The organism is Dyella acidisoli, assembly GCF_030160295.1.
Taxonomy (GTDB): Bacteria; Pseudomonadota; Gammaproteobacteria; order Xanthomonadales; family Rhodanobacteraceae; genus Dyella_B; species Dyella_B acidisoli.
Genome location: NZ_BSOB01000050.1, coordinates 123,239 through 147,272 on the forward strand (window position 1 = coordinate 123,239; position 24,034 = coordinate 147,272).

At 60.3% G+C, this 24,034-nt stretch carries 21 protein-coding genes; 13 read left to right on the forward strand and 8 right to left on the reverse strand.

Annotated elements, in window-relative coordinates; all coding sequences use genetic code 11:
* The first annotated feature begins 105 nt into the window (after positions 1–105).
* The 10 genes from QQJ86_RS19280 to tadA all read left to right on the forward strand — a co-directional run bounded on the left by QQJ86_RS19280 (position 106) and on the right by tadA (position 11,082).
* Positions 106–756 carry a YfgM family protein gene (locus QQJ86_RS19280; RefSeq protein WP_284322596.1) on the forward strand — a complete coding sequence of 217 codons (651 nt, stop codon included), beginning with the start codon at positions 106–108 and terminating at the stop codon, positions 754–756.
* Positions 753–1,952, forward strand: coding sequence for an outer membrane protein assembly factor BamB (bamB, locus tag QQJ86_RS19285; protein WP_284322597.1), 1,200 nt, complete (start codon positions 753–755; stop codon positions 1,950–1,952). Before QQJ86_RS19280 ends, bamB begins: the two co-directional genes overlap by 4 nt.
* Positions 1,953–1,970: 18 nt before the next feature.
* The gene (gene der, locus QQJ86_RS19290) at positions 1,971–3,371 is read left to right on the forward strand and encodes a ribosome biogenesis GTPase Der (protein WP_284322598.1); all 1,401 of its coding nucleotides are present in this window, start codon (positions 1,971–1,973) and stop codon (positions 3,369–3,371) included.
* Between the two features lie 126 nt (positions 3,372–3,497).
* Positions 3,498–4,661, forward strand: a complete 1,164-nt coding sequence (moeB, locus tag QQJ86_RS19295) for a molybdopterin-synthase adenylyltransferase MoeB (protein WP_284322600.1) — start codon at positions 3,498–3,500, stop codon at positions 4,659–4,661.
* 68 nt (positions 4,662–4,729) lie between these two features.
* Positions 4,730–5,584, forward strand: coding sequence for a bifunctional methylenetetrahydrofolate dehydrogenase/methenyltetrahydrofolate cyclohydrolase FolD (gene folD, locus QQJ86_RS19300; RefSeq protein WP_284322601.1), 855 nt, complete (start codon positions 4,730–4,732; stop codon positions 5,582–5,584).
* 144 nt (positions 5,585–5,728) lie between these two features.
* Positions 5,729–7,186, forward strand: a complete 1,458-nt coding sequence (guaB, locus tag QQJ86_RS19305) for an IMP dehydrogenase (protein ID WP_284322602.1) — start codon at positions 5,729–5,731, stop codon at positions 7,184–7,186.
* A gap of 213 nt (positions 7,187–7,399) precedes the next feature.
* Positions 7,400–8,980 (forward strand): glutamine-hydrolyzing GMP synthase, encoded by a 1,581-nt coding sequence (gene guaA, locus QQJ86_RS19310; protein ID WP_284322603.1) that lies wholly within the window; start codon positions 7,400–7,402, stop codon positions 8,978–8,980.
* A 242-nt stretch (positions 8,981–9,222) separates the two neighbouring features.
* Positions 9,223–9,996 (forward strand): DUF899 domain-containing protein, encoded by a 774-nt coding sequence (locus tag QQJ86_RS19315; protein ID WP_284322604.1) that lies wholly within the window; start codon positions 9,223–9,225, stop codon positions 9,994–9,996.
* Positions 9,997–10,159: 163 nt separating this feature from the next.
* Positions 10,160–10,291, forward strand: a complete 132-nt coding sequence (locus QQJ86_RS22860) for a hypothetical protein (RefSeq protein ID WP_423372775.1) — start codon at positions 10,160–10,162, stop codon at positions 10,289–10,291.
* Positions 10,292–10,590: 299 nt separating this feature from the next.
* Positions 10,591–11,082 carry a tRNA adenosine(34) deaminase TadA gene (gene tadA, locus QQJ86_RS19320; RefSeq protein ID WP_284322605.1) on the forward strand — a complete coding sequence of 164 codons (492 nt, stop codon included), beginning with the start codon at positions 10,591–10,593 and terminating at the stop codon, positions 11,080–11,082.
* Between the two features lie 33 nt (positions 11,083–11,115).
* Here the strand turns inward: tadA and QQJ86_RS19325 are convergent, their stop codons facing one another.
* Entirely contained in the window at positions 11,116–11,949 is an 834-nt protein-coding gene (locus tag QQJ86_RS19325; RefSeq protein WP_284322606.1) for an NAD-dependent protein deacetylase, read from the reverse strand.
* A 220-nt stretch (positions 11,950–12,169) separates the two neighbouring features.
* Here QQJ86_RS19325 and QQJ86_RS19330 point away from each other — a divergent pair, with 220 nt between their 5' ends.
* Complete coding sequence (locus QQJ86_RS19330) at positions 12,170–12,607, forward strand: universal stress protein (RefSeq protein ID WP_284322607.1); 438 nt, start codon at positions 12,170–12,172, stop codon at positions 12,605–12,607.
* Between the two features lie 72 nt (positions 12,608–12,679).
* On the opposite strand, the gene QQJ86_RS19335 is transcribed toward QQJ86_RS19330, so the two are convergent.
* The 5 genes from QQJ86_RS19335 to QQJ86_RS19355 form a co-directional block, all read right to left on the reverse strand.
* Positions 12,680–13,510: a CHAD domain-containing protein gene (locus QQJ86_RS19335; protein ID WP_284322608.1), complete on the reverse strand. Its 831-nt coding sequence runs from the start codon at positions 13,508–13,510 to the stop codon at positions 12,680–12,682.
* A gap of 47 nt (positions 13,511–13,557) precedes the next feature.
* Positions 13,558–15,492: a glycosyltransferase family 39 protein gene (locus tag QQJ86_RS19340; RefSeq protein WP_284322609.1), complete on the reverse strand. Its 1,935-nt coding sequence runs from the start codon at positions 15,490–15,492 to the stop codon at positions 13,558–13,560.
* Positions 15,489–16,556, reverse strand: coding sequence for a glycosyltransferase (locus tag QQJ86_RS19345; protein ID WP_284322610.1), 1,068 nt, complete (start codon positions 16,554–16,556; stop codon positions 15,489–15,491). The genes QQJ86_RS19340 and QQJ86_RS19345 overlap by 4 nt, the downstream gene beginning before the upstream one ends.
* Positions 16,557–17,024: 468 nt before the next feature.
* Positions 17,025–18,383, reverse strand: coding sequence for an alpha-L-fucosidase (locus tag QQJ86_RS19350; RefSeq protein WP_284322611.1), 1,359 nt, complete (start codon positions 18,381–18,383; stop codon positions 17,025–17,027).
* A 186-nt stretch (positions 18,384–18,569) separates the two neighbouring features.
* Complete coding sequence (locus QQJ86_RS19355) at positions 18,570–19,340, reverse strand: IclR family transcriptional regulator (RefSeq protein ID WP_284322612.1); 771 nt, start codon at positions 19,338–19,340, stop codon at positions 18,570–18,572.
* Between the two features lie 222 nt (positions 19,341–19,562).
* Between QQJ86_RS19355 and fucP the strand changes: the two genes are divergently transcribed.
* Both fucP and QQJ86_RS19365 read left to right on the forward strand, forming a co-directional pair.
* Positions 19,563–20,846 carry an L-fucose:H+ symporter permease gene (gene fucP, locus QQJ86_RS19360; protein WP_284322645.1) on the forward strand — a complete coding sequence of 428 codons (1,284 nt, stop codon included), beginning with the start codon at positions 19,563–19,565 and terminating at the stop codon, positions 20,844–20,846.
* Positions 20,846–21,199 (forward strand): L-rhamnose mutarotase, encoded by a 354-nt coding sequence (locus QQJ86_RS19365; protein ID WP_284322613.1) that lies wholly within the window; start codon positions 20,846–20,848, stop codon positions 21,197–21,199. Before fucP ends, QQJ86_RS19365 begins: the two co-directional genes overlap by 1 nt.
* Before the next feature lie 81 nt (positions 21,200–21,280).
* Here QQJ86_RS19365 and QQJ86_RS19370 read toward each other — a convergent pair whose 3' ends face one another.
* On the reverse strand, positions 21,281–22,426 hold the full coding sequence (locus QQJ86_RS19370) for an alpha-hydroxy acid oxidase (protein WP_284322614.1): 1,146 nt from the start codon (positions 22,424–22,426) through the stop codon (positions 21,281–21,283).
* Between the two features lie 279 nt (positions 22,427–22,705).
* A complete protein-coding gene (locus QQJ86_RS19375) occupies positions 22,706–24,022 on the reverse strand; it encodes an L-fuconate dehydratase (protein WP_284322615.1) in 1,317 nt (438 codons plus the stop codon).
* Positions 24,023–24,034 lie beyond the last annotated feature (12 nt).

Genomic DNA, 24,034 nt, shown 5'->3' on the forward strand with positions numbered 1-24,034 from the left:
ATTGCCCGCCCGCCGGGTGGGCAATGCCGGCTGCCGCTGGACAGCGGTGGCAATCGAACGTCTTTTTTTGACGCCTGACGGCGTTTCTTGCGATACGGTGATTGCATGGCATTCAATGCTTACGACGACTACGAACAGAGCGAACGCGTACAAAAATGGCTGCGGCAGAATGGCCTGTCGATCGCTGTGGGTGTCGTCATCGGCCTGATTGCCATCTTCGGTTACCAGCAGTGGCGCAATCATCGCGTCGGTCATCAGATGCAGGCATCTGGCCTCTATCAGCAACTGCAAGGGGTGATCGACACCGGCAACACCAATGCGGTGGATGTCATCACGCAACAGCTTATGAAGGATTACGCCGACACGCCTTACGCGCTGTTCGCGGTCAGCGACCGTGCGCGTCGGCAGGCGGAAGGCAAGCAGTTCGACAAAGCGCTCGATTCGCTCGCCTGGGCTGAAAAGAACGCACCCAGCGCGGAACTGAAGGCGCTGGTGCAACTGCGCATCGCACACGTGCAAATGGCCAAGGGCAACGCTCAGGAAGCGCTGAATGCGCTGGACCGCATGCCTGCCGCCAGCTATGCCATCGAAAGCCAGGAACTACGCGGCGATGTGCTGGTCAAGCTGGGACGGCGCGATGACGCCCTCAAGGCTTATCAGGCTTCAGTGAGCGCCATGGGGCCGCACGCATCACAAGACAATGAAGTGCAAATGAAAATCGACGATCTGGCCACGGCCGGGAAGCAGGGTGCATGAAACGTTTTTGGCTGATCGTAGTGACGGGTTCGCTGGTGGCGCTGGCGGGCTGTCATTCCTTCAAGAAAGAAAACATCCAGCCGCCGACGCCGCTGGCCAAGGATTTCAAGCCGACCGTGCAGGTCACGCGCGTATGGAAGGATCGTGTCGGCCATGGCGCCGGCATGAGCGGCATCCGCATGCAGCCTACTGTCGCGGACGGTGTGTTGTACGCCGCCAGCACCGATGGTGTGATCGCCGCCTATGACGCCAACAGCGGCAAGAGCCTGTGGGAAAAGAAAACCCGTACGCACGGCTGGTTCGGCTGGGGCGACAAGAAGCGCAAAGACGCGTTCTATTCCGGCGGCCCGGCGGTGGCGGGCGATTTGCTCGTGATCGGCACGCTGGATGGTCACGTTTATGGCTTGAACACGAAGGACGGCAGCGATCGTTGGACCGCCACGCTTCCCTCGGAAGTCGTCGACACGCCCGCCATTGCCGGCGCGCTGACGATCGTGCGCACCCAGGACGGTCGCGTTTACGGCTTGGACAGCGCCACCGGCGAGCGCCGCTGGGTGAACGACCAGGGCAACGTGCCACTGCTCAGCCTGCGTGGCAACGGTCCGTTGCTGATCACCAATGGTGTGGTGTTTTTCGGCAGCGACGACGGCAAGCTGATCGCATTGCGTCAGGACAACGGCGACAAGCTGTGGGAACAGAAGCTCGCCAGCGGTGAAGGTCGTACCGATATCGATCGCATGAGCGACGCTGACGGTGGCATCGTGCTCGATGGCAGCACGCTCTACGCATCGGCTTATCACGGCAACCTTACCGCCGTGGATGGCCCGAGCGGTCGTCCGTTGTGGGCTCGTCCGTTCTCCACCTACACCTCGGTGGTGCTCACGGGCAACAGCTTGTTTGGTGCCAATACCGATTCGCAGGTGTGGGCGTTCGACAAGAGTAGCGGCGCTGACATGTGGAAGAACGACGACCTGAAGTACCGCTGGGTGACTGCGCCGGCCGTGCAGGGCAATTACGTCGTCGTCGGTGATTCCGAAGGCTATGTGCATTGGCTGCAGACCGGTGATGGCGCGCTGGCCGGTCGCGAACGCCTTTCGAAGAAAGCCATCCGTGCACAGCCGGTGGTGGCAGGTGACCTGGTATACATCGAAGATGTACTGGGCCACATCGCCGCTTATCGCGTTGGTGCGAAGTAATCGCTGGAACGATGTTTCGTGCTGCCCGTCATCGCCCTGGTCGGTCGTCCCAACGTCGGTAAATCGACCCTCTTCAACGCGCTAACGCGCAGCCGCGACGCCTTGGTGGCCGATATGCCGGGCGTTACACGTGATCGCCATTACGGCGTGTGCCGCACTGGATCACGCCCGTTCGTGGTGGTCGATACCGGCGGTTTGTCCGGTGTCGAAGAAGGCATCGATGCACTCACCGCGCAACAGGTGCGCCTGGCCATCGATGAAGCGCAGGTGTTGGTGTTCGTCGTCGATGCGCGCGATGGCCTGCTGCCGCAGGATCGCAGCATCCTCGATGAACTGCGTCGCAGCGGCAAACCCATCATCGCTGCAGTCAACAAGACCGACGGCCTGGACGAGCAGAATGCGCTGGCGGAATTCGCAGTATTCGGGATTGCTCAGACCTTGCCGCTGTCTGCCGCGCACAACCGTGGTACCGAGGAGCTGATCGCAGCTGTATTGCCGCGATTGCAGGAAGATGCGCACGAGGAACTCACGCCGGAGGACGAGGGCAGTATCCGCGTCGCCATCGTCGGCCGTCCGAATGCCGGCAAATCCACCTTGATCAATCGCTTGCTCGGCGAAAACAGGCTTATCGTTTCTGATGTCGCCGGCACCACGCGTGATCCGATCCGCGTGCCATTGGAGCGTGACGGGAAGCGTTACACGCTGATCGATACGGCTGGCGTGCGACGCAAATCGAAAGTCGACGAGGGTGTAGAGAAATTCAGCGTCATCAAGACGCTGCAATCGATGGCTGCTGCGCAGGTCGTGGTGGTGATGATCGATGCGCGCGAGAACCTTGCCGACCAGGATCTCACCTTGATCGGTCATGTGGTCGACGAGGGCAGGGCGCTGGTCATCGCCGTCAACAAGTGGGACGACATGGACACCTATGCGCGTGAGCAATGCCAGCGCGCGCTTGAACGTCGTCTCGGCTTTGTCGAATGGGCCAAGCAGGTATTTATCTCGGCGCTGCATGGTTCCGGTTTGCGTGAGCTGATGCGCGCCGTTGTACGCGCACATACCTCGGCCACGCGCGAACTCAGTTCATCCGATCTCACTCGCACGCTCGAACGCGCCTACGAAGGCTATCAGCCACCGCTGGTACGCGGCCATGCGCCGAAGCTGCGATTCGCGCATCCTGGTGGCAACAATCCGCCGACCGTCGTGATCCACGGCAGCCGCACCAAGCACATCGCGCCTGCGTATCGCCGTTACTTGGAAAATTTCTTCCGGCAACGCTACAAGCTGGAAGGCACGCCAATCCGTATCGATTTCCGCGATGGCGAAAATCCCTTTGCGGGCAAAAAGAACGTGCTGACCGAAGCTCAACAGCGCAAGCGGCAGCGCATGATTCGTGAGATTAAGCGGCGGAAGAAGTAAGTCTGGCGCGTGCTCCCTCTGCAGCGATGAGACGAGGGGCCACGTTCGCCTGATATTTGGCAATTCGTAGGTTGGGGCGCAAACCTACCCAAGAGAGGGTGGCTCGTGACGAGCTAAACTACTCAAATGAATCCCCTCGACCGCGAATCCTGGCTCGCCGAACTACGCCAACGCGTACCCGAGCTTTCCCCTGCCGAAGCCCTGCGTAAGCAGGCGCAAGGCGCATTGCTGATCGATGTACGCGAAGACAACGAGCGCGCAACGGGGTCTCCCGCTGGCGCGCTAGCCCTGTCGCGCGGTTTCCTCGAGCTACGCATCGAAAGCCAGGAACCCAGTCGCGAACGTGAAATACTCACCCTATGCGGCAGCGGTGTCCGCTCACTATTCGCCGCCGAAGCTTTACAGCGAATGGGTTATCGCAACGTCGCGTCAGTATCCGGCGGCTTCGAACGCTGGAAGACCGAAGGGTTGCCTATCAGCAGTGCCCAACTCGACACGGATTCGGTAGAACGTTACGCGCGTCAGTTGCGGCTTCCACAAGTAGGCGAGGCCGGGCAGCTCAAACTCACGCAGGCCAGCGTAGTGCTGCTAGGCGCAGGTGGCTTAGGTGCACCTGCCGCGCTCTATCTGGCTACTGCCGGAGTGGGGCGGCTTACCTTGATCGACGACGATCGCGTTGAGCGTTCCAACCTGCACCGCCAAGTCATTCACGCCGATGCGCGCGTCGGTATGCCGAAAACCGAATCGGCTCGCATGACGCTGGCTGCGCTCAATCCACGTGTAAAAGTAGAACTGCATAACGAGCGACTGCGTGCTGACAATGTGGAGCGTTTGCTGCAAGGGCATGATCTGGTGGTAGACGGCGCGGACAATTTTCCCGCGCGCTATCTGCTTGCCGCGTCAACCCGCCGCTTGAACATGCCCATGGTGTATGGCGCGGTCGAACGCTTCACTGGTCAAGTGAGCGTGTTCGACCCGCGGCGCGAGAACTCGCCATGCTACCGCTGCCTTTTCCCCGAACCGCCTGATGCGGCCGACGCCCCGAATTGCAGCGAGGCTGGCGTGCTGGGCGTGCTCCCGGGCATGGTCGGCCTGCTGCAAGCCACCGAGGCGCTGAAACTCATTCTGGGCATCGGTGACCCGCTGGTTGGGCGGCTGCTGTCATTTGATGCCTTGAGCATGCGGTTCCGCGAAACGCGGTTGCCGCGCGATCCGGCATGTCCGGGATGCGGCCCTGATGCGACGTTCCATGGATACGAGGACATCGAGCGGTTCTGCGCTGCGGGCTGAGTGCGAACCTCACCGCAAACCACGTGGTTATTCGGCGATAATGCGCACCTCGCAAGTCAGGACTCCCCATGAGCGCACGCATTCTCGACGGCAAACGCATCGCGCAGGAATTGCTGGATCGCATCGCCAAGCGCGTCAGTGAACGCAAAGCCCAGGGCAAGATGGAGCCCGGCCTGGCCGTGGTGCTGGTGGGGAGCGATGCAGCGTCTTCAGTCTACGTGCGCAACAAGCGCAAGGCCTGCCACCAAGTCGGTTTCCGCTCCTACGACTACGACCTGCCGGCCAGCGCTACGCAGGACGAGCTATTTGCGCTGATCGACAAGCTCAACGCTGATCCAGATGTGCACGGTATCCTCGTGCAATCGCCGTTGCCGGAGCACATCGACGAAGATGCGCTGGTAGACCGCATCGATCCCAACAAGGATGTGGACGGCTTCCAGGCCGTCAACGTAGGGCGCCTTGCGCTACGCCGTTTCGGCCTGCGTCCTTGCACGCCCCGCGGTGTGATGACGCTGCTCGGTCATACCGATCGGCCGGTACGTGGCCAGCATGCAGTGGTGGTCGGTGTTTCCAACCACGTGGGCCGTCCGTTGGCGCTGGAGTTGCTGATCGCCGGCTGCACCACGACATGCTGCCATCGCTTTACTCGTGATCTAGAAACCTATGTGCGGCAGGCCGACATCCTGGTCGTCGCCGTGGGCAAGCCTGGATTGGTGAAGGGTGATTGGATCAAGCCGGGTGCAGTCGTTGTGGACGTGGGCATTAATCGCCTGGACGATGGGCGTCTAGTTGGCGACGTGGATTTCGGCGTGGCTGTCGAGCGCGCAAGCTGGATCACACCCGTACCCGGCGGCGTGGGGCCGATGACCGTCGCTACGCTGATGGAAAACACATTGGAAGCGGCCGAAGCGCGCGACGCCTAAAGCTTTGCACATTGGGGTTTGTATCCCAACCTAAAGGCACCACCCGTCTTGCCGATGAGAAGAAGAAACAAAAAACGCACAAGCAAAACTCGCGCCGAGCCCAACTCCTGCGTATAATCCTCTCTTTGCAGCGGGACTTTTCGCATGCGCATCCTCGCCGAGGCCCTTACTTACGACGACGTTTACCTCGTCCCGGCCCATTCCCAAATCTTGCCGCGCGACGTGGACACCTCCACGCGACTCACGCGGAACCTTCGACTGAACATCCCCATCGTGTCCGCTGCCATGGACACTGTTACCGAAGCCCGGCTCGCCATCACCATGGCGCAGAACGGCGGCATCGGCATCATCCACAAGAACATGACCGCCGAACAGCAGGCCGCCGAAGTGCGCCTGGTGAAGAAATTCGAAGCCGGCGTCATCCGCAGCCCGATCACCGTCACTCCGCACACCTCCATTCGCGATGTGCTCAAGCTCACCCGCGCGCACAACATTTCCGGCGTGCCGGTGGTGGAAGGGGAGCAACTGGTTGGTATCGTCACTAGCCGCGATCTGCGCTTCGAGCGCAAGCACGATGATCCCGTGCGCAACATCATGACGCGCCAGGAAAAGCTGGTCACCGTGAGGGAAGGCGCCAGCCAGGACGAAGTGCTGCAGCTGTTGCACAAGAACCGTATCGAAAAAGTGCTGGTAGTGAACGACGCGTTTCAACTGCGCGGCTTGATCACCGTCAAAGATATCCAGAAAGCCCGCGACAACCCCAACGCTGCCAAGGATGCCCATGAACGTCTGCTGGTTGGTGCTGCCGTCGGCGTGGGCGGCGATACCGAACAGCGCGTCGAAGCATTGGTGGCAGCAGGCGTGGATGTCATCGTGGTGGACACCGCGCACGGTCATTCGCAAGGCGTGATCGAACGCGCTGCCTGGGTGAAGAAAAATTTCCCGCAGGTGCAGTTGATCGCCGGCAACATCGTCACCGGTGATGCCGCGTTGGCGTTGCGCGATGCCGGTGCGGATGCAGTCAAGGTCGGCGTAGGTCCCGGTTCGATTTGCACCACACGTGTGGTTGCCGGCGTAGGCGTACCGCAAATTACCGCCATCGACATGGTGGCGACCGCGCTGAAGGACACCATCCCACTGATCGCCGATGGCGGCATCCGTTACTCGGGTGATATTCCCAAGGCACTGGCTGCCGGTGCTTCCACGGTGATGCTCGGCTCCATGTTCGCCGGCACTGAGGAATCGCCGGGCGAAGTGGAGCTGTTCCAGGGCCGCTCCTACAAGAGCTATCGCGGCATGGGTTCGATCGGCGCGATGGCGCTGGGTTCCAAGGATCGCTACTTCCAGGATGAAGCCGACGCCGACAAGCTGGTGCCGGAAGGCATCGAAGGCCGCGTGCCGTACCGCGGTCCGCTGCGCAACATCATCCACCAGCTGATCGGTGGTCTGCGCGCTTCGATGGGCTATCTCGGCGCGGCGACGATCGAGGATGTGCGCAATAAAGCGCAGTTCGTGAAAGTCACCTCGGCCGGTGTTACCGAAGCGCATCCGCACGATATCCAGATCACGAAGGAAGCGCCGAATTATCGGCTGAATTCGTGATCGTCACGAGCGTTGTATCGCTCGTCGTTGACCAGCTTCGCTGTTGTAAAGCACCTCGGTGCAGACCGGAGTCCAGTTTGATACGCGTGAGAAGCACACAATCAACATTGGTTTTGAGTGCTTCGCACGACGTGTCTTTAGTGGATCCAGGCCTACGCCGGGATGACGCCGAGGCGCTTGTCCGCTTACCCACCACTCTGTGATCTCGCTGCCATGACCAACATCCACAGCGACAAAATCCTCATCCTCGATTTCGGTGCGCAGTACACCCAGTTGATCGCGCGGCGCATCCGCGAAATCGGCGTCTATTGCGAGATCTGGGCCTGGGACCATAATCCCGCCGAGATCGCCGCGTTCGGCGCCAAGGGCATCATTCTCTCCGGCGGTCCGGAGTCCACCACCGAACACGGTGCGCCGAAAGCGCCGCAGGAAGTGTTCGATTCGGGCCTGCCCATTCTCGGCATCTGCTACGGCATGCAGACGATGGCTGCGCAATTGGGTGGTGCTACGGAAGCCGCCGATGCACGCGAATTCGGTCATGCGCGCGTGGACGTAGTCGCCGCGGACAAATTGCTCAACGGCCTCACCGATCACGATTCCTTCCAGGCGCTGGAAGTCTGGATGAGCCACGGCGACCACGTCGCCAAGGCGCCGCCTGATTTCACCGTCACCGCCGTTACCGACCGCATTCCGGTCGCCGCGATGTCGAACGAAACCAAGCGCTGGTACGGCGTGCAGTTCCATCCGGAAGTGACACACACCAAGCAGGGTACGACGCTGCTCAAGCGCTTCGTTGCGGACATCTGCGGTTGCCAGACGCTGTGGACCGCCGCTCACATCATCGACGACCAGATCGCCCGTGTGCGCGAGCAGGTCGGCAAGGATCACGTGCTGCTCGGTCTATCGGGTGGCGTGGATTCATCCGTCGTTGCTGCGCTGTTGCATCGTGCGATCGGCGATCAGCTCACCTGCGTTTTCGTCGATACCGGCCTTTTGCGCTGGCAAGAGGGCGATCAGGTGATGGCCACCATGGCCGAGCACATGGGCGTCAAAGTCATCCGCGTCAACGCCGCCGAGCGCTACTTCAAGGCGTTGGAGGGCGAGGCCGATCCGGAAGCCAAGCGCAAGATCATCGGTCGTCTGTTCGTGGAGATCTTCGACGAAGAATCGGCCAAGGTCACCGCCGCCGGTAGTGGCCAAGTGAAGTGGCTGGCGCAAGGCACCATCTATCCGGACGTGATCGAATCTGCCGGCAGCAAGACCGGCAAGGCCCACGTCATCAAAAGCCACCACAACGTGGGCGGCCTGCCGGAGCACATGAAGCTCAAGCTGGTCGAACCGCTGCGCGAACTGTTCAAGGACGAGGTACGCCGCATCGGGGTGGAACTCGGCCTGCCGCGTGAAATGGTCTACCGCCACCCGTTCCCAGGCCCCGGCTTGGGCGTGCGCATCCTGGGTGAAGTAAAGCCTGAATACGCCGAACTGCTGGCACGCGCCGACGCGATCTTCATCGAGGAACTGCGTAAGGCCGATCTCTACGACAAAGTCAGCCAGGCCTTTGCGGTATTCCTGCCGGTGAAGTCGGTCGGCGTAGTGGGCGATGCGCGTGCCTACGAATGGGTGGTCGCGCTGCGTGCGGTCGAAACCATCGATTTCATGACCGCACACTGGGCCGAGCTGCCGTACGGCTTCCTCGGCACTGTGTCCAATCGCATTATCAATGAGATACGCGGCATTTCTCGTGTGGTTTATGACATAAGCGGCAAGCCGCCAGCCACGATTGAGTGGGAGTGAGTTGAACAGCAAGGGCGCCGCAAGGCGCCCTTGCTGCATTTGGGCGGTTTGATGCTAGGGGCCGCGTTCCAGCTCACGTCCTTGAGGCGGCACAACCACCGGTCCTCATAATCATTTTTGACATTTGTGCTTTAGCCCGCGCGTTCCTTGAGTTCAGGACAACAATCCCGCCACACTTGTCACTCCCACTCTTCGCACGACCGCGCGCACTATCAGCGCATGAACGGCACGCGGAGATGGTCATGAGCACATCGTCGGAAAAGAGTGGGATTCCCGAGACCCTGAAGACGCCACCCGTCGTCTCGCCCCAGGACTGGGAGGCGGCGCGACAAGAGATGCTGGTGAAGGAAAAGGCCTTCACTCACGCCCGCGACAAGCTTGCGGCCGAGCGGCGGCGCATGCCGTGGATGGCCGTGGAGAAGGCGTATTTCTTCGAAGGACCTCATGGCAAAGTCAGCCTGCTCGACCTGTTCGAAGGCCGCCGACAGCTGATCGTCTATCGCGCTTTTTACGAGCCTGGCGTGCATGGCTGGCCTGATTATGCTTGCCGCGGCTGCTCGCTGGGCGCTGACCAGGTCGCGCATCTCGCGCATTTGAACGCGCGCGACACCACGCTGGTCTATGCCTCTCGTGCGCAGCAGCCCGATATTGCCCGCTTAAAAGCGCGGATGGGCTGGGAGATGCCCTGGTACACCATCATCGACAGTTTCGATGCGGATTTTGGCGTGGACGAATGGCATGGCCACAATGTGTTCATCCGCGACGGCGGAAAAATATTTCGCACTTACTTCATCAACAACCGGGGCGACGAAGCGATGGGGACAACCTGGAGCTATCTCGATCTGACTCCGCTCGGTCGCCAGGAAACGTGGGAGGATTCGCCCGAAGGCTACCCTCAGAGCCCACCCTACAAATGGTGGAATTGGCACGACAACTATGTTGCCAATGCGGAGCCCGACAAGAAATGGGTCGAGGTTTCTGAGGCCGGAGAAGCTGCGTTCCGGAAACGCGACTGACTTCGCTCACAGCGTCTAAATACGGAGCTATTCCATGCGACTTGTGAGATTGAGCGCGCCAGCAGGCTTGGAAAATCTCAAACTGGTCGAGGAAGATCCTCCCTCCACGCCAAGGCGCGAGATCAATTGAATTTCCGCCGGCAGCCGGGCAGATCAAGAGGATATGGTTCGCGCATTGACGGCAAATTCCTTAAATCCGCTTATCGACCGCTGTTTTTCACTATCGGAAATCGTTGCCGCGTTTAAGCACTACGAATCTCAGGACCACTTCGGCAAAGTTTGCCTTGAGCTCTAAGTCGGTGCAGCGTTCGCCAGCAAGCGCGAATTTCTGACGGTAGCACTGATGGTGTCGTTCACCCCTCCACGATGGTGCGGGTACGCCAGCACGACCAGTAATAAAGTGCTTGGAAGATAGGGGACGCGCTGGTTGATTTCCTGAGAGTAGGGTGCGTTGGTGGATTTAAAGTTATCTAGGCGATACCTTACTCGGCCCAAGTCCTTACCAAACTGAGATGATGGCGACCCCTCGTTATCCGCCTGCGGTTGTGAGGTGGGTGATGTGTAAGCCTGGCAGGAACATCCGTAAAGCACGCCATGAACGAAACAATTCCGGATAACACTTCGCCGGTCTTTACTCCCGAAGACGAGGCTTACATGCGCCGTGCGCTGCAGCTCGCGGAGCATGCACGCGATGCGGAGAACGAAGTGCCGGTAGGTGCAGTCCTTGTGCAGGATGGACAAATGGTCGGCCTGGGCTGGAACCGCAACATCACGCTGCATGACCCAACGGCGCATGCCGAAATCATGGCTTTACGTGCGGCGGGGGAGAAACTGGCGAATTACCGCATTGTCGGTGCCACGCTCTACGTCACCCTGGAGCCGTGTGCGATGTGCTCGATGGCACTGGTGCATGCGCGTGTGGGGCGCGTCGTTTACGGTACGACCGATCCGAAGACAGGCGCGGCCGGTAGCGTGTTCGATACGCTGATTTCCGATCGCCACAATCACCGCATCGAAGTACAAGGTGGCTTGCTGGCGGAAGAGTCGGCAGCGTTGTTACGCGACTTCTTCCGCGCGCGCCGCTGAGGTGTTCTCGTAGGTTGAGGTTTGCACCCCAACCTACACGAATGCCAGGGCATCCGAGCAAGATCGGTCCACTTTCAGGCTCAGCAACGGATCAGCGCGCGTGCGCCCCAGGTTGACTGCAGCAATCGGTTTACCGGCCTTAGCCGCAGCATGCGCGAAGCGGTAACCGGAAAACACCATCAACGATGATCCGACGACCAGCATGGCGTCGGCCGCTTCAAGCGCCTGCATGGCGGTGGTGATGCGATCGCGTGGCACGTTCTCGCCGAAGAACACCACATCCGGCTTCAGGATGCCGCCGCAATGCGGGCAGGGCGGCACGGTGAATGTGCTGAAATCGTGGCCATCCAGATCTGCGTCGCCATCCGGCGCGTCTCTGGCATCAAGCGCCATCCACTGCGGATTGAGCTCCAACAGGGCTTGCTGCAGCGCATGGCGTGGAGAGCGCTGCTCGCACCTCATGCAACGCACTGTATCCAGCCGTCCGTGCAAATCCACGACCTTGTTATTGCCTGCTTGCTGATGCAGGCCATCCACGTTTTGGGTGAGCAATAACTCCAGCTTGCCCAGCTGTTCCAATCGGGCCAGGGCATGGTGCGTGGGATTCGGCAGCGCTTTGCCAAAACGCCGCCAACCCACCAGGCTGCGCGCCCAATAACGCTTACGCGTGAGTTCCTCGCCCATGAAGGCCTGATAGGTCACCGGTTGCGAGCGCTTCCAGCCGCCGTCGGCATCGCGGTAGTCTGGAATGCCTGAGTCGGTACTGCACCCCGCGCCGGTCAGCACGAACAAGCGACGATGCTGCGCAATGAAGCGCGGCAGGGCGTTGTCTTTCGTTTCGGGGACGGGAGCTTCCACAAACGTCATGGCGATCTCTTTGTGACCGCGACATAGATGGGGCGCCAGTCGGCTTAACACAAGCGAAAATTCCTCGACGCCCGCCAGGGAGCTTCCCTATTGTCTTGTTTGCCGGGTGTAAAATCGTGGCCGAGTCGAGCCATGCAGGCGGTCCGCTGATCGGAGTCATGGCCGACGCATTAACGAAAACGATGCGTCCGGGAAGGGTATTCCACCCAAAGGAGGCATCATGTTCTCGCATATCCTGGTTCCCACGGATGGTTCCGACCAAGCGATGCACGCCGCGCAAATGGGGATCGAACTGGCGCGCTCGCTGGGTGCTCGCATTTACGCATTCCATGTGCTCGCGCCGCTCGCAGCCGTCGCGTATTTTTCCGACGTCATCCAGCATGCCGAGGATTCTTATGTAGACCGCGCGATTACCCGAGCACAGCAGCGCCTTGCCGAAATCGAAGACATGGCAAACAAGGTTGGCGTGACGTGCCACGGTGGATACGCTTTCGATCGCCGGCCTTACGTTGCCATTGTCGGCGCGGCGAAGAAGGAGCATTGCGATTTGATCGTGATGAGCACGCACGGCTACACCACGCTCGATCGCATGTTGCTGGGCAGTGAGACGAACAGGGTATTGGGGTGTTGCGATATTCCTGTGCTGGTGTGTCACTGAGTCTGTCGTAGTTGCTTCATGGTCGTCATTCCCGCTTTCGCGGGAATGATGGCTGTGAGAATTATCACCTGATCATGCTTTCGGCGGATGCGGTTCCGATTTAGACCAACTGGCGGACTTCGATTTCAATTCGCGCCGCAAAGCCCGCACACCGGGCGAATCCGAAAGCTGCGCAACAGCATCCAGGAATATTTGAAAATCCTGGCGCCACCCAAGCTGGTCGGTAAGATCGCTCAAGTGTTTGGCCTGTTCGCCATAGTGCTTCGTGCGTTCTTTCTTCATATCGGCCATTCGACGCGCCTTGCGAAGAAACTCCAGCTGATAGCGAAGTTTCCGTGCACGTCGCCGCCAACGATGCGAGGTGTCTGATGTGCGTTCCAATAACGCTTTTTCCTGCGCCCGCTTCGCTTTGCGCTCGGCTCGTTTAACAGCTTCTTGGGCCCATGCAGGACGGATGCTTTGCCATGGCATGGCGCTCACAGTTGCTGCGATGCGTTGAGCGTCGGTTCGTCGGTGGCGCCAGTTGGGATCATCCTTCAGCGCGTCTTCGAGCAACGCATTGCTGCGCTCATCGAAGGCCTGGATGACTTCGGGCGTGAATCGCGTTTCGTGCGCGGTCGCCAGTAAGTGCGCCGTACGCGCCGCAATGTGCGCATCACGCAATGGCGACAAACTGCGTGCCAATCGCTTCAGGCTGCGATCCAGCGCATCGATCGGACGGTCAGGCGGCAGCAGGGGAAGCAAGCTGCGCAGGCGCCGGCATGCTTTGCGTGCTTGGTGAATGCCTTCCTCCCGTTTCTTGCGCATCGCGAGTGCGCGTTGCAGCAGGCGACACTCCCGGGCCGCCAAGGCGCCGAGAGCAGGTCCCAATGCCGGTAGGTTGTCGCGCTTGGGTTTATTCATCGTCCCAGATGCTCTCCGGGAATGGACGCGTTCCGCTCAGGCTTTCATCATAGCTGGCCGCTGAGTTTCCCGGCAGACGTCGGTGGCGGCAGGTCGCTGCAGCCGGGATACGAGGGATCCGGCCAGACATCCCAGTTGGACTTGGTGACCGGCGCATCGCAGGTCAAACGCTGCACGGCCACGAAATCCTGATGCACCGGCTCGTGCGCGGACTTCTTCCAGTCCCAGCGCTGGATCGCGTAAACGTCGACCAGATAGGCCGGTTGTGTCGGATTCGTATACGTACTCAGGTATTCGACCACCACCCGGTCGCCCAGCGCGGCGGCGTTTTCCTTGCTTAGATGAACATCCGGCGAAGTTGGCGGTATGGCATGCGTACCGGATGTCGCCTTGGGTACGGCGAGATACACGTAACCGTCCACGACGTCGTCCCACTTTACGCCCCTGGGCTGATACGAAATGAATTCCTGCATCAGCACCCGGCGTGGTGCAACACCCGGCTGGCGTGCAAGATCCAGCGCAATCTTCAAGGCGGCCGATTCGTCGATATCGTGGATGCCCCAGCCCAACAGTGCGCAGCCACCGGTATCCGCATTGGCCGCACGCGATGCCAGCAGAGGAGGCAGTTCGTCCACGGGATGGCGAGCGGCCAGTTCCGCCGGCATGTACGCGCGCAGCTGCGCACCTTGCGGCATGTAGTAGCCGAAGAAGTCATGCTCAGCGAGTGCACGGAAATAGGGCGAAGCATGGCCGAAACGATAGGGCAGAATCGCCGGCACCAGCTGTCCCGTGCAACCAGGCAACTGCGATACGAACTGCGCAGACGGGCGCCAAGCCTCTCTGCGCGGTAATTCACGCCCAGGCAGGCGCAGCAAGTAGCTGCCCACCAGCAGCATCGCGAGTGCGGCAAGCGCCATGCTGCCGCGCGTGTATCCGCGCGGCCCGGCTGCATCGTAAAGACGTCCCAGCAGCAACCAAGCGAACGGCACGCAAGTAAGCAGGTTGCGATCCGAGAACGAAGGCGCAACCGCCAGCGACACGCCGATGCCGCAGAGGGTCACGCCGACCAGCACGAAGCCGGCCAGCAACGTTGCCCAGCGCGTGTCATGTTCGTCTTGGACGAAATACGGCTCGCCGACCATCTTCAGCCGAATGCCGAGCAGGATAAGCAGCACGGTCACTATGATCACTTGCCGCTGCATCAATCCGTAGAAGGCAAAGACGGTTTGCTGCCTGAAGAAGCCTGTACTGTTACCAAACCAGAGATTGTGCAGATCCTGCTCGGACGAGTGGATCATCATCTTGTAGTACGCGGCGTTGAGCGCGAGTACCACCAGCCCCGTCACCACCAACGCCGCGCGAATGCGCCATGAGGGCACACTAAGCAACAGGAACGCCAGCACCATGCCCAGCGCCAGCAGCATATAGGCATGCGTAAGGCTGGCGACCAATCCAAGTGCGCTCAGGCCGATCCAGTGTGCGAGGGGGAAATCCGCGCGCGTCCGTACCCTGTGTCGGAAGGCAAGGGCGAGCGACAGCAAACCGGCGGATAGCGCGAAACACAGCGCATAGCTTCGCGTATTTTGCGCTTGATCAAACCAGAATTCGGATACCGAGCCGACTGCACATGCGAAAGCGATAGCTGTGCGGCTTAGCACGCGTCGCGTACCGAACGCGAAGATGGCCACGGATGCTACGGCGAAGATCGCACTGGGCAAACGCAATGCCCATTCCGACAGGCCGGCCAAACGTGTCCACGCGTACAGGAAAAAGTAATAGAGCGGCGGATGCGTATCCGTCAGTGCACGGCGGAACACTTCGCCGAGGCCGCCGTCGTGATGAATCAGATAAACGGTGAACAGCTCATCGATCCACAAGCCGCTGGCGGACAACCCGGCGAAGGCTCCGGCGCAAGCAGTCAGCGCGATCAATCCATAAACAACAGCCTGCCAGCGGGCCGGAGCCCGAAACACTTGATTCACGCACTCGCTCCCGCGTTCACTCCAAAGTAATAGCGGGATTCTGCCAGCAATACGCCAGCCAGGGTGGCGATGGCCCACGGACAGTGCGCGATGCATAGTGCCAGGGCGAAGCAGGTGATCAGCGGAACATCAGTCCAGCGGTTGAGGCAGAACGTCACCCACTGACGATGAAGCTCAGGCGCATTGCGCGGGCGCCGCGAGCGCGGTGTCATCAGCATGGTTATACCGAAGCGGCCAGCCAGGCCGAAGCCCGTCGACAACAGCAGAGTCAGCCACAGCGGCAGCGAAAGCGCTCGCAATGCGCCTAGCGAAAGCCACTGCATGATCAGCGCACTCACCATGCTCATGCCACTCATGAATGCATAGGCGGTAAAACGACCGTGCGTACGCTTTTCGATCAGCAGCGCAATCAGGTCGATGACGACGCGCGTGTCGAGTTTGGATTCACCACCTGCGCGGGCGCGCAGTAGCGTCGGCACCTGCGCGGTGCGCGGTTTTCTCGCACCGGACGCGACCACGTCGATAAGGATCTTGAAGCCGAGTCCAGACAAGTCGCGCCGTACTTGCGTATACCATTCGCGTGTCATCGCGAAGCAGCCGCTCAATGGATCGGCCAGTGGCACACCAAGGGTGACGTCGGTCAGCCAGGTGCCTGCGCGACTGAGCTGGTGGCGCAGGCCCTGCAGGCCCGAATGCGTGCTGTCCAGATAGCGGCTGGCCACGGCGACATCCACGTCCGGATTCGACAGCTTTTCCAGCAGCATGCGGATCAGCGCCGGATCGTGCTGCCCGTCGCCATCCATGATCGCCAGGTAACGGCCCTTGGCCACGTCCCAGCCCTTGATTGCCGCGGAAGAAAGGCCGCTGGCCATGAAGCGGCGCACCAATTGCACCTGCGGGTGCTCGGCGGCGTAGGCGTTCACCACGTCGGCGGTGCGGTTATCGGCAGAGTCGTCCACCACGATGATTTCGTGGCTGATGCCCTGTAGATGCTGATCGAGTTCGCGTAATACCCCGCCAATGGCTTCGAACTCGTCGAGTGTGCAAACGACGAGTGAAAGCATGGGCGCATCCTGCGAAACGAACTCTCCTGAGTGGCTATCGGATCCAGACGCCGGTGTCGCCTTGATCGCTTGAACGTGCAATGTGTCCACGCGCTACCGCCATGACAGAAGCTAACAAAGAGGAAACGTACAGGCCGACGCCCTGTTGACCCTGGCGACGTAACGTGTGTCCTGTAATGGATCTCCCCGTTCGGCGGCGCTGGAAGGCTATCGCGCGCCGATTGTGAGCCAGGATTCTGACAGAAAAGCCGTGAACTGGCCTTTCTTCACAATTAATCCTTTGTTTTCTCAGCTTGTAATGCGACGGATGTCGCATGTTGCGGGCTGCCGCGAGGGGGACTTGCCACGTGGTCTAGTGTCCAACTGGCTGGACCTTGCCTCACCGTCATTCCAGCGAAGGCCGGAATGACGGTGAAGTACGGTAGGGCACCCCAAAAGTGTGTGTGGGTTCGTGTCGCCTAGAAGACGTTACCGACGCTGCCCAACATCAAACAGCTGAAACTCCCGAATCCGCGCCGTGCACGCGCTCGAAAGAATGTTCAGTCGAACCTTGGCCGCGGTCACCGGTGCAAAGCGATCGATCTTCATATGGCCGATCGCTTCGGCTTTCGTAATCGTCATCCAGGCGCCGTTGACCCATGCTTCCACCGCGTACTTCTGCACGCACTGACCGTCGTTCAGCCATTCCATCGTGAGCGCATGATCGAACGTGATGGGCTGCGAGAAATCCACCTCGAGCACAGCGTTGCGCGAACCTTCCTGCGCTGACCAGAACGTGTCTCGATCGCCATCCAGCGCAGCGGTGGTATTCGCATCGGTGAACGTGTGCTTGCGCACCAGATTTTTGTCTGCGCCATAGCGAGCCTGCAGCGCATCACCGAATTCCTTCAAGCGCTTCACGTCTGCGTCGGGCAACAGGCCATGGCGATTCGGCGCCAGGCCCAGCATCAACTGGCCACCGCGGCCCACGCTGTTCTCCCAGATATCCATCAGCTCATCCACGCTCTTGAGCGTCTTGTCGCTGTCTGGATGCCAGAACCACTCCAGCTTGTGCAGGGGCGTATCTACTTCCACCGGACGCCAGCGCAATTCGGCGTGGCGGTCGATTACGTTCCAGTTTTCGCCGCGGATATGACCGTCTTCCTGACCCACCCAGCGGATGTCGCCGTAGCCGAACAACGCCACGTCTGCGAAGACCATCGTGTTGGATTGGTACGTACGCAGTTCTTCCATGTACTTCTTGAAATCGTAGACATGGCCCGCGCTGCCGGCACCGTCCAGCCACCATTCCACCAGCGGTCCGTAGCTCTGCACGAGCTCGTCCATTTGCGCCATATAGAACTTGTCGTAGGCGGCCGAATCCTTGTAGCGCGGTTCATGGCGATCCCATGGTGACAGGTAGATGCCGAAATCCATGTCTTCCTTGCGCACCGCTTCCGAAGTCATCTGCACCAGATTGCCCTTGCCACCCAACCAAGGGCTCGCCTTGACGGAATAGGGGCTTTGCTCCGTGGGCCACAGCGCGAAACCATCATGATGCTTGGCTACCAGCAGCAGGTATTTCGCGCCTGCAGATTTGGCTGCACGCGCCCACTGATCGGGATCCACATGGTCGGGATTGAACACCTTCGGGTCAGCAGTGCCGTCGCCCCATTCGCGATCCAGAAACGTGTTGGTGCCGAAGTGCACGATCACGCCAAATTCGAGATCTTGCCAATGCGTTTGCTGTGGCGAAGGTTTCACGTCGGCGAAGTTCTGCGCGGCGACGTCACCGGTGAAGAAGGAAAGGGCCAGGGCGGCGGCCAGCAGAGCGCGGCGTATCAGCATTGTTGTAGAGCTCGTTTTCTTGTGGGGTTTATCAATCGCGTAATGCTTTTTCTTGCCTCGCCGTCATTCCCGCGAAAGCGGGAATCCATCTTGCTCTTGGACGACAAGCGACAATGGATTCCCGCTTTCGCGGGAATGACGGCCGAAGGAAGAGGGATCGTCATAGTGCATGTTGGTGTAGAGATTTCAGCTACTACGCGAAGGCGATCCGAATTGCAGCGCTTCGGAAATTTCGCCGGTGGCGCGGAGCAGGGCGGCGATCACGTCGTCCATGGTCTGCGCATGTTGTTCGATATAGGGAATGGTGAGCGTGCACACCGCAGCACCGTGCTGCAGTACGGGTGCGGAAAGGTCGGTGACCGCATCCACGACATGGCTCTTTTCGCAGGCATAACCGCGCGTACGTATTTGGCTCACCAGACGAACCAGCTTTTTGCGATCCAGCGCGGGTTCGAAGCGGGCGATCAGATCCAGCCAGCGTTCGCGTGTCTGTTCTTCCTGGAAGGCCAGCAGCACGTGGCCCGACGTGGACTGGGACATCGGGCGACGATGGCCCACGCGCACCACCAGGGCGACCTCACCCGGCGGATCCACGCGTGCCACCACCACGATCTGCTCGCCGGATGGCACCACCAGATGGCAGGCTTGGCCACAGGCGTCCGCCAGCCGGTGCATTACCGGCAGCGCCGTCTCGATGGCGCTCTTGACCGGGGGTTGCTCCATGCCGAGCCGGAACAGCCGGGGTGTGACCGAGTAACCGACATCCCCTTCGCCGCGTGCGATGTAGTCGCGCTCTTCCAGTACCTGCAGCATGCGGAAGATTTCGCCGCGCGAGCGGCCCACGCCTTCAGAAATCTCGGCGATGCTCAACGGTCGATTGGAGCCGGCTAGCAGTTCCAGAATATCCAGCCCCTTGTCGAGCGCAGGCGCACGGTATTTAGGTGTCTGATTCGGCATGGCTTCCCCCTTGTCGATTGGACTGATCGTGCCATCTTGCCCAAACTCCCGATGGCCATGTTGCGGCGCGACTTGTGCTATCAATGAATAGCTGTTTCATATTTGCACAAATGGACGAGGCCGTCACGCGGGGAGGGCCTCGTCCACAGGCCGCGTATGGCGGCCCGGGGCCTATCGTAGGAGAAGCGGGTGGAAGTACAGACTGCAACACAACATTCCCCGATGCCGGTGGTCGGCGCTGAGGAAACGCGCCGCGCCTGGCTACCGCTGGTGCTGATCGTCAGCCTGTTCTTCCTCTGGGGCACGGCGAACAACCTCAATGACGTGCTGATCGCCCAGTTCAAGAAGGCGTTCGTACTCAGCGATTTCCGTGCAGGTTTGGTGCAGAGCGCGTTCTATCTCGGCTACTTCCTGATCGCCATGCCGGCCGGCATCTACATGCGCCGCTTCGGTTACAAGAGCGCGGTGATCTTCGGGCTGGCGCTATACAGCATCGGCGCCTTGCTGTTCTGGCCTGCGGCAGAAATGGCCACTTACGGCATGTTCTTGTTCGCGCTGTTCGTGATCGCCAGCGGCTTGGCCTTTTTGGAAACCTCGGCCAACCCCTTCGTGACCTTGCTGGGCTCGCCGGACACGGCCACGCGTCGCCTCAACTGGGCGCAGGCATTCAATCCCTTGGGTTCGATCACCGGCATTCTGATCGGCCAACACTTCATCTTTTCAGGCGTGGAACACACGCCGGAACAAATCGCAGCGATGAGCCAAGCGGAGCGTGCGGCGTATTACGTCAGCGAAACCCATGCGGTGCAATGGCCGTATCTGGTGATCGGCATCGTAGTGCTGTGCTGGGCGCTGCTGATTCTGGCGACCCGTTTCCCACGGCCGATCACTGCGCACGCCGCCACGGCAAGCGCGGCTGTGGATGGCGGCGTGATGGGCAGATTGCTGCGCGACAAGTCGTTCGTCGGCGCATTGCTGTCGCAGTTTTTCTACGTAGGCGCACAAGTAGGCGTGTGGAGTTACACCATCCGCTACGTGCAGGCCTCCATGCCGGGTACCTCGCATCGTGAAGCCGCCAACTTTCTTACGGCTGAACTGGTGTGCTTCATGCTCGGTCGTTTTGCGGGCGCTGCGCTGATGAAATATGCCGCACCAGTGCGCTTGTTGATGACGTTCGCCGCGATCAACGTGGTGCTGATGCTTTACGCCTTGGCCGTGCCAGGGCTGAGCGGCGCTTGCGCACTGGCCGCCTGCAGCTTCTTCATGTCCGTGATGTATCCGACCATCTTCGCGCTGGGTGTAGCCGGGCGCGGCGATGACGAACGCAAGCTCGGCTCGGCGATGCTGGTGATGACCATCATCGGCGGCGCAGTGCTCACGGCGGCCATGGGCGCCGTATCCGATCATTCCACCATTGCGGATGCTATGGTCGTTCCCGCATTTTGCTTCGCCGTCATCGCCTGGTTCTCATGGCAACGACGCCGCACTGCGGAGAGTGTGGGCTAATGCAGAGCTATTACTACGCACTCGATCTGAAGGACGATGCCGCCGCCATTGCCGAATACGAGCACTGGCACCGGCCTGGCATCATCTGGCCGGAAATCGTTACGTCGATTCGCGCGGCAGGCATCGAAGACATGGAAATCTTCCGTACCGGTAATCGTCTGGTGATGGTAGTGAAGATGGCCGATAACCATGTTCCCTCTGCCAAGCGCGAATCAGAATCCGATGCCAAGACGCAGGATTGGGAACAGCTGATGGATCGCTATCAGCAGCGATTGCCGTGGGCGGAAGCTGGACAGAAGTGGGTGCCGATGGGGCGCATCTTTTCGTTGAAGGAAGCGCTAGCGGTAATCTGATGCTAATCGTAGGTTGGGTTAGCGAAGCGTAACCCAACAATACCGTACGCCAATGTTGGGTTACGCTTTCGCTAACCCAACCTACGGTTTGCGCCAAATGATGTCGGGTGAGATATCGCGCACGTCTTTCTGCCCAGTCAGGGCCATGCTTACGCTGAGTTCGCGACGAATCAGCTCGATAGCCTTGGTCACGCCCGCTTCGCCCATAGCGCCCAGTCCATAGAGAAAGGCTTTGCCGATCAATCCCGCACGTGCGCCGCACGCGAGGGCCTTGAGCAAATCCTGGCCGCTTTGAAGGCCGCTATCGAACAGCACTTGGGTGCGATCGCCGACGGCTTGCACGATAGATGGGAGCACGTCGATAGTGGCGGGGGCGCCATCGAGCTGACGGCCGCCGTGATTGGAAACAACGATGGCGTCAACGCCGTGATCGGCAGCAATGCGTGCATCGCGTGCATCGAGAATGCCTTTGATGATCAGCTTGCCGGGCCATAGCTCACGAATCCATTCCAGGTCCTTCCATTCCAGCGTGGGATCGAACTGGTTGGCGATCCATTGAGCGAGGGTGGTCAGACTGTCGGTGTTATCGATGCGGCCTTGCAGGTTGCCGAACGAGCGGCTCGGTGCGTGCAGCATGCTCCATGCCCAGCGCGGCTTGCTGGCCATGTCGAGGATGTTGCGCAGGGTGATCTTGGGCGGTACCGAAAGGCCGTTCTTGATTTCGCGGTGACGCTGACCCTGGATGGTGAGGTCGGCGGTAAGCATCAAGGCGGAGCATTCGGCCGCCTTGGCGCGCTGGATCAAGTCGCGCGTGAAGCCTCGATCGCGCATTACATAGACCTGAAACCAGAAGGGCTTTGCCACCGCGGCGCGCACCTGTTCGATCGAGCAGATCGACATGGTGCTGAGGCAGAACGGAATACCCGCTTTCTCCGCTGCGCGTGCGCCGAGGATTTCGCCGGCGCCGTGCTGCAATCCGGTAAGCCCGGTTGGCGCGATCGCAAGTGGCATCGACGCCGGTTGGCCGATGATGTCTGTGGCCAGCGAGCGGTTGTCCACGTTGCACATCACGCGTTGACGCAAGGCGATCCGTTCGAACGCGGCGCGATTGGCGCGCAGCGTGACTTCATCGTACGAGCCGCGATCGGCGTATTCGAAAAACGCGCGTGGTACGCGACGCTTTGCAAGTTCGCGCAGATCGGCAACGTTGGTGATGGGCGGGGTCATGGTTTTCGGACCTCAATCGGAGCGTGTTGTCATCCCGGCGAAGGCGTATTGCTGTTCCGGAAAAGTATGCAGCACAAGCCCCTCTCCCTCCGGGAGAGGGGTTGGGGTGAGGGTACGACCAGCGCGTGATAGTAAAACTTGCACGAGAAATCAGCGCCGCGCTTCGCCCGAACCCTCACCCGCCTCTCGGCACCCCCGATCGAGTCGAGGGCAGGCTCCTCTCCCGAAGGGAGAGGGACTCACTCAGGAAGCTTGATGACGGCGAGACATGACTTTCAATCACGCCTTCGCGACATCCACAGGCTCACACCAAACCGGCCCATCCGGATAGCTATATTGCTTCAAGGTATCCGCATGCATCTGCGCCGAGAAACCAGGTGCTTTCGGCGCGATGTAGTGACCGTTGCGAATCACCACCGGATCCACGAAATGCTCGTGCAGGTGGTCGACGAATTCGATCGCGCGATCTTCTTTCTTGCCAGTGATCGCCACGAAATCGGCCATCGCCAGATGCTGCACCAGCTCGCACAGGCCTACACCGCCGGCATGTGGATACACGCGCACGCCATATTTGGCGGCGAGCAGCAAAATGGCGAGGTTTTCATTGACGCCACCAACACGCGCCGCATCGATCTGCACTAAGTCGACAGCGTCAGCCTGGAACAGCTGCTTGAACATGACGCGGTTCTGCGTGTGCTCGCCGGTGGAAATCGGTACAGGTGCTACTGCACGACGGATAGCGGCGTGACCAAGCACGTCGTCCGGGCTGGTCGGTTCCTCCACCCATTCCAGTTGTACGTCGGTCAGGCGCTTCAGCCATGCAATCGCGTCGGGTACGTTCCAGCGCTGATTGGCATCCACCGCGATGGCAATGTCCGGACCCACGGTTTCGCGCGCCAGTCGGCAACGGCGCACGTCATCTTCCACGTTCATGCCCACTTTCAGCTTGATGGTGCGGAAGCCTGCAGCCACGGCTTCGCGCGCCAGGCGCTGCATTTTTTCGTCGGAGTAGCCCAGCCAGCCGGGCGAGGTGGTGTAGGCCGGATAGCCTTCAGCCAGCAACTGCTCGATGCGTTTGGTTTTGCCGGGCGCAGCGGCGTGCAAGATGGCCAGCGCTTCTTCGGGCGTCAGCGCATCGGTGAGATAGCGGAAATCGATGGTGGCGACGATCTCTTCGGGCGTCATCTCGGCGATGAAACGCCACAGCGGCTTGCCAGCGACGCGTGCAGCAAGATCCCACGCGGCATTGACCACCGCGCCGATCGCCATGTGCATCACGCCTTTCTCGGGACCCAGCCAGCGCAGTTGCGAGTCGCCAACCATGCGCATCGAAAAGCCGCCGAGGTCTTCGATCACTTCATTGAGATGAAGCCCGACTACGTGATCGGCCAACGCATCGATGGCGGCTTTCTGCACGTCATTGCCGCGGCCGATGGTAAAGGCGAGGCCGTAGCCGGCCAGACCGGGTTGATCCGTGCGCATCACTACGTACGCAGCGGAATAGTCCGGATCGGGGTTCATCGCATCTGAGCCGTCGAGTTCGCGCGACGTAGGGAAGCGAATATCGTAGGTGTCGAGCGCGGTGATCTTCGTCATCGAGTGATCGTC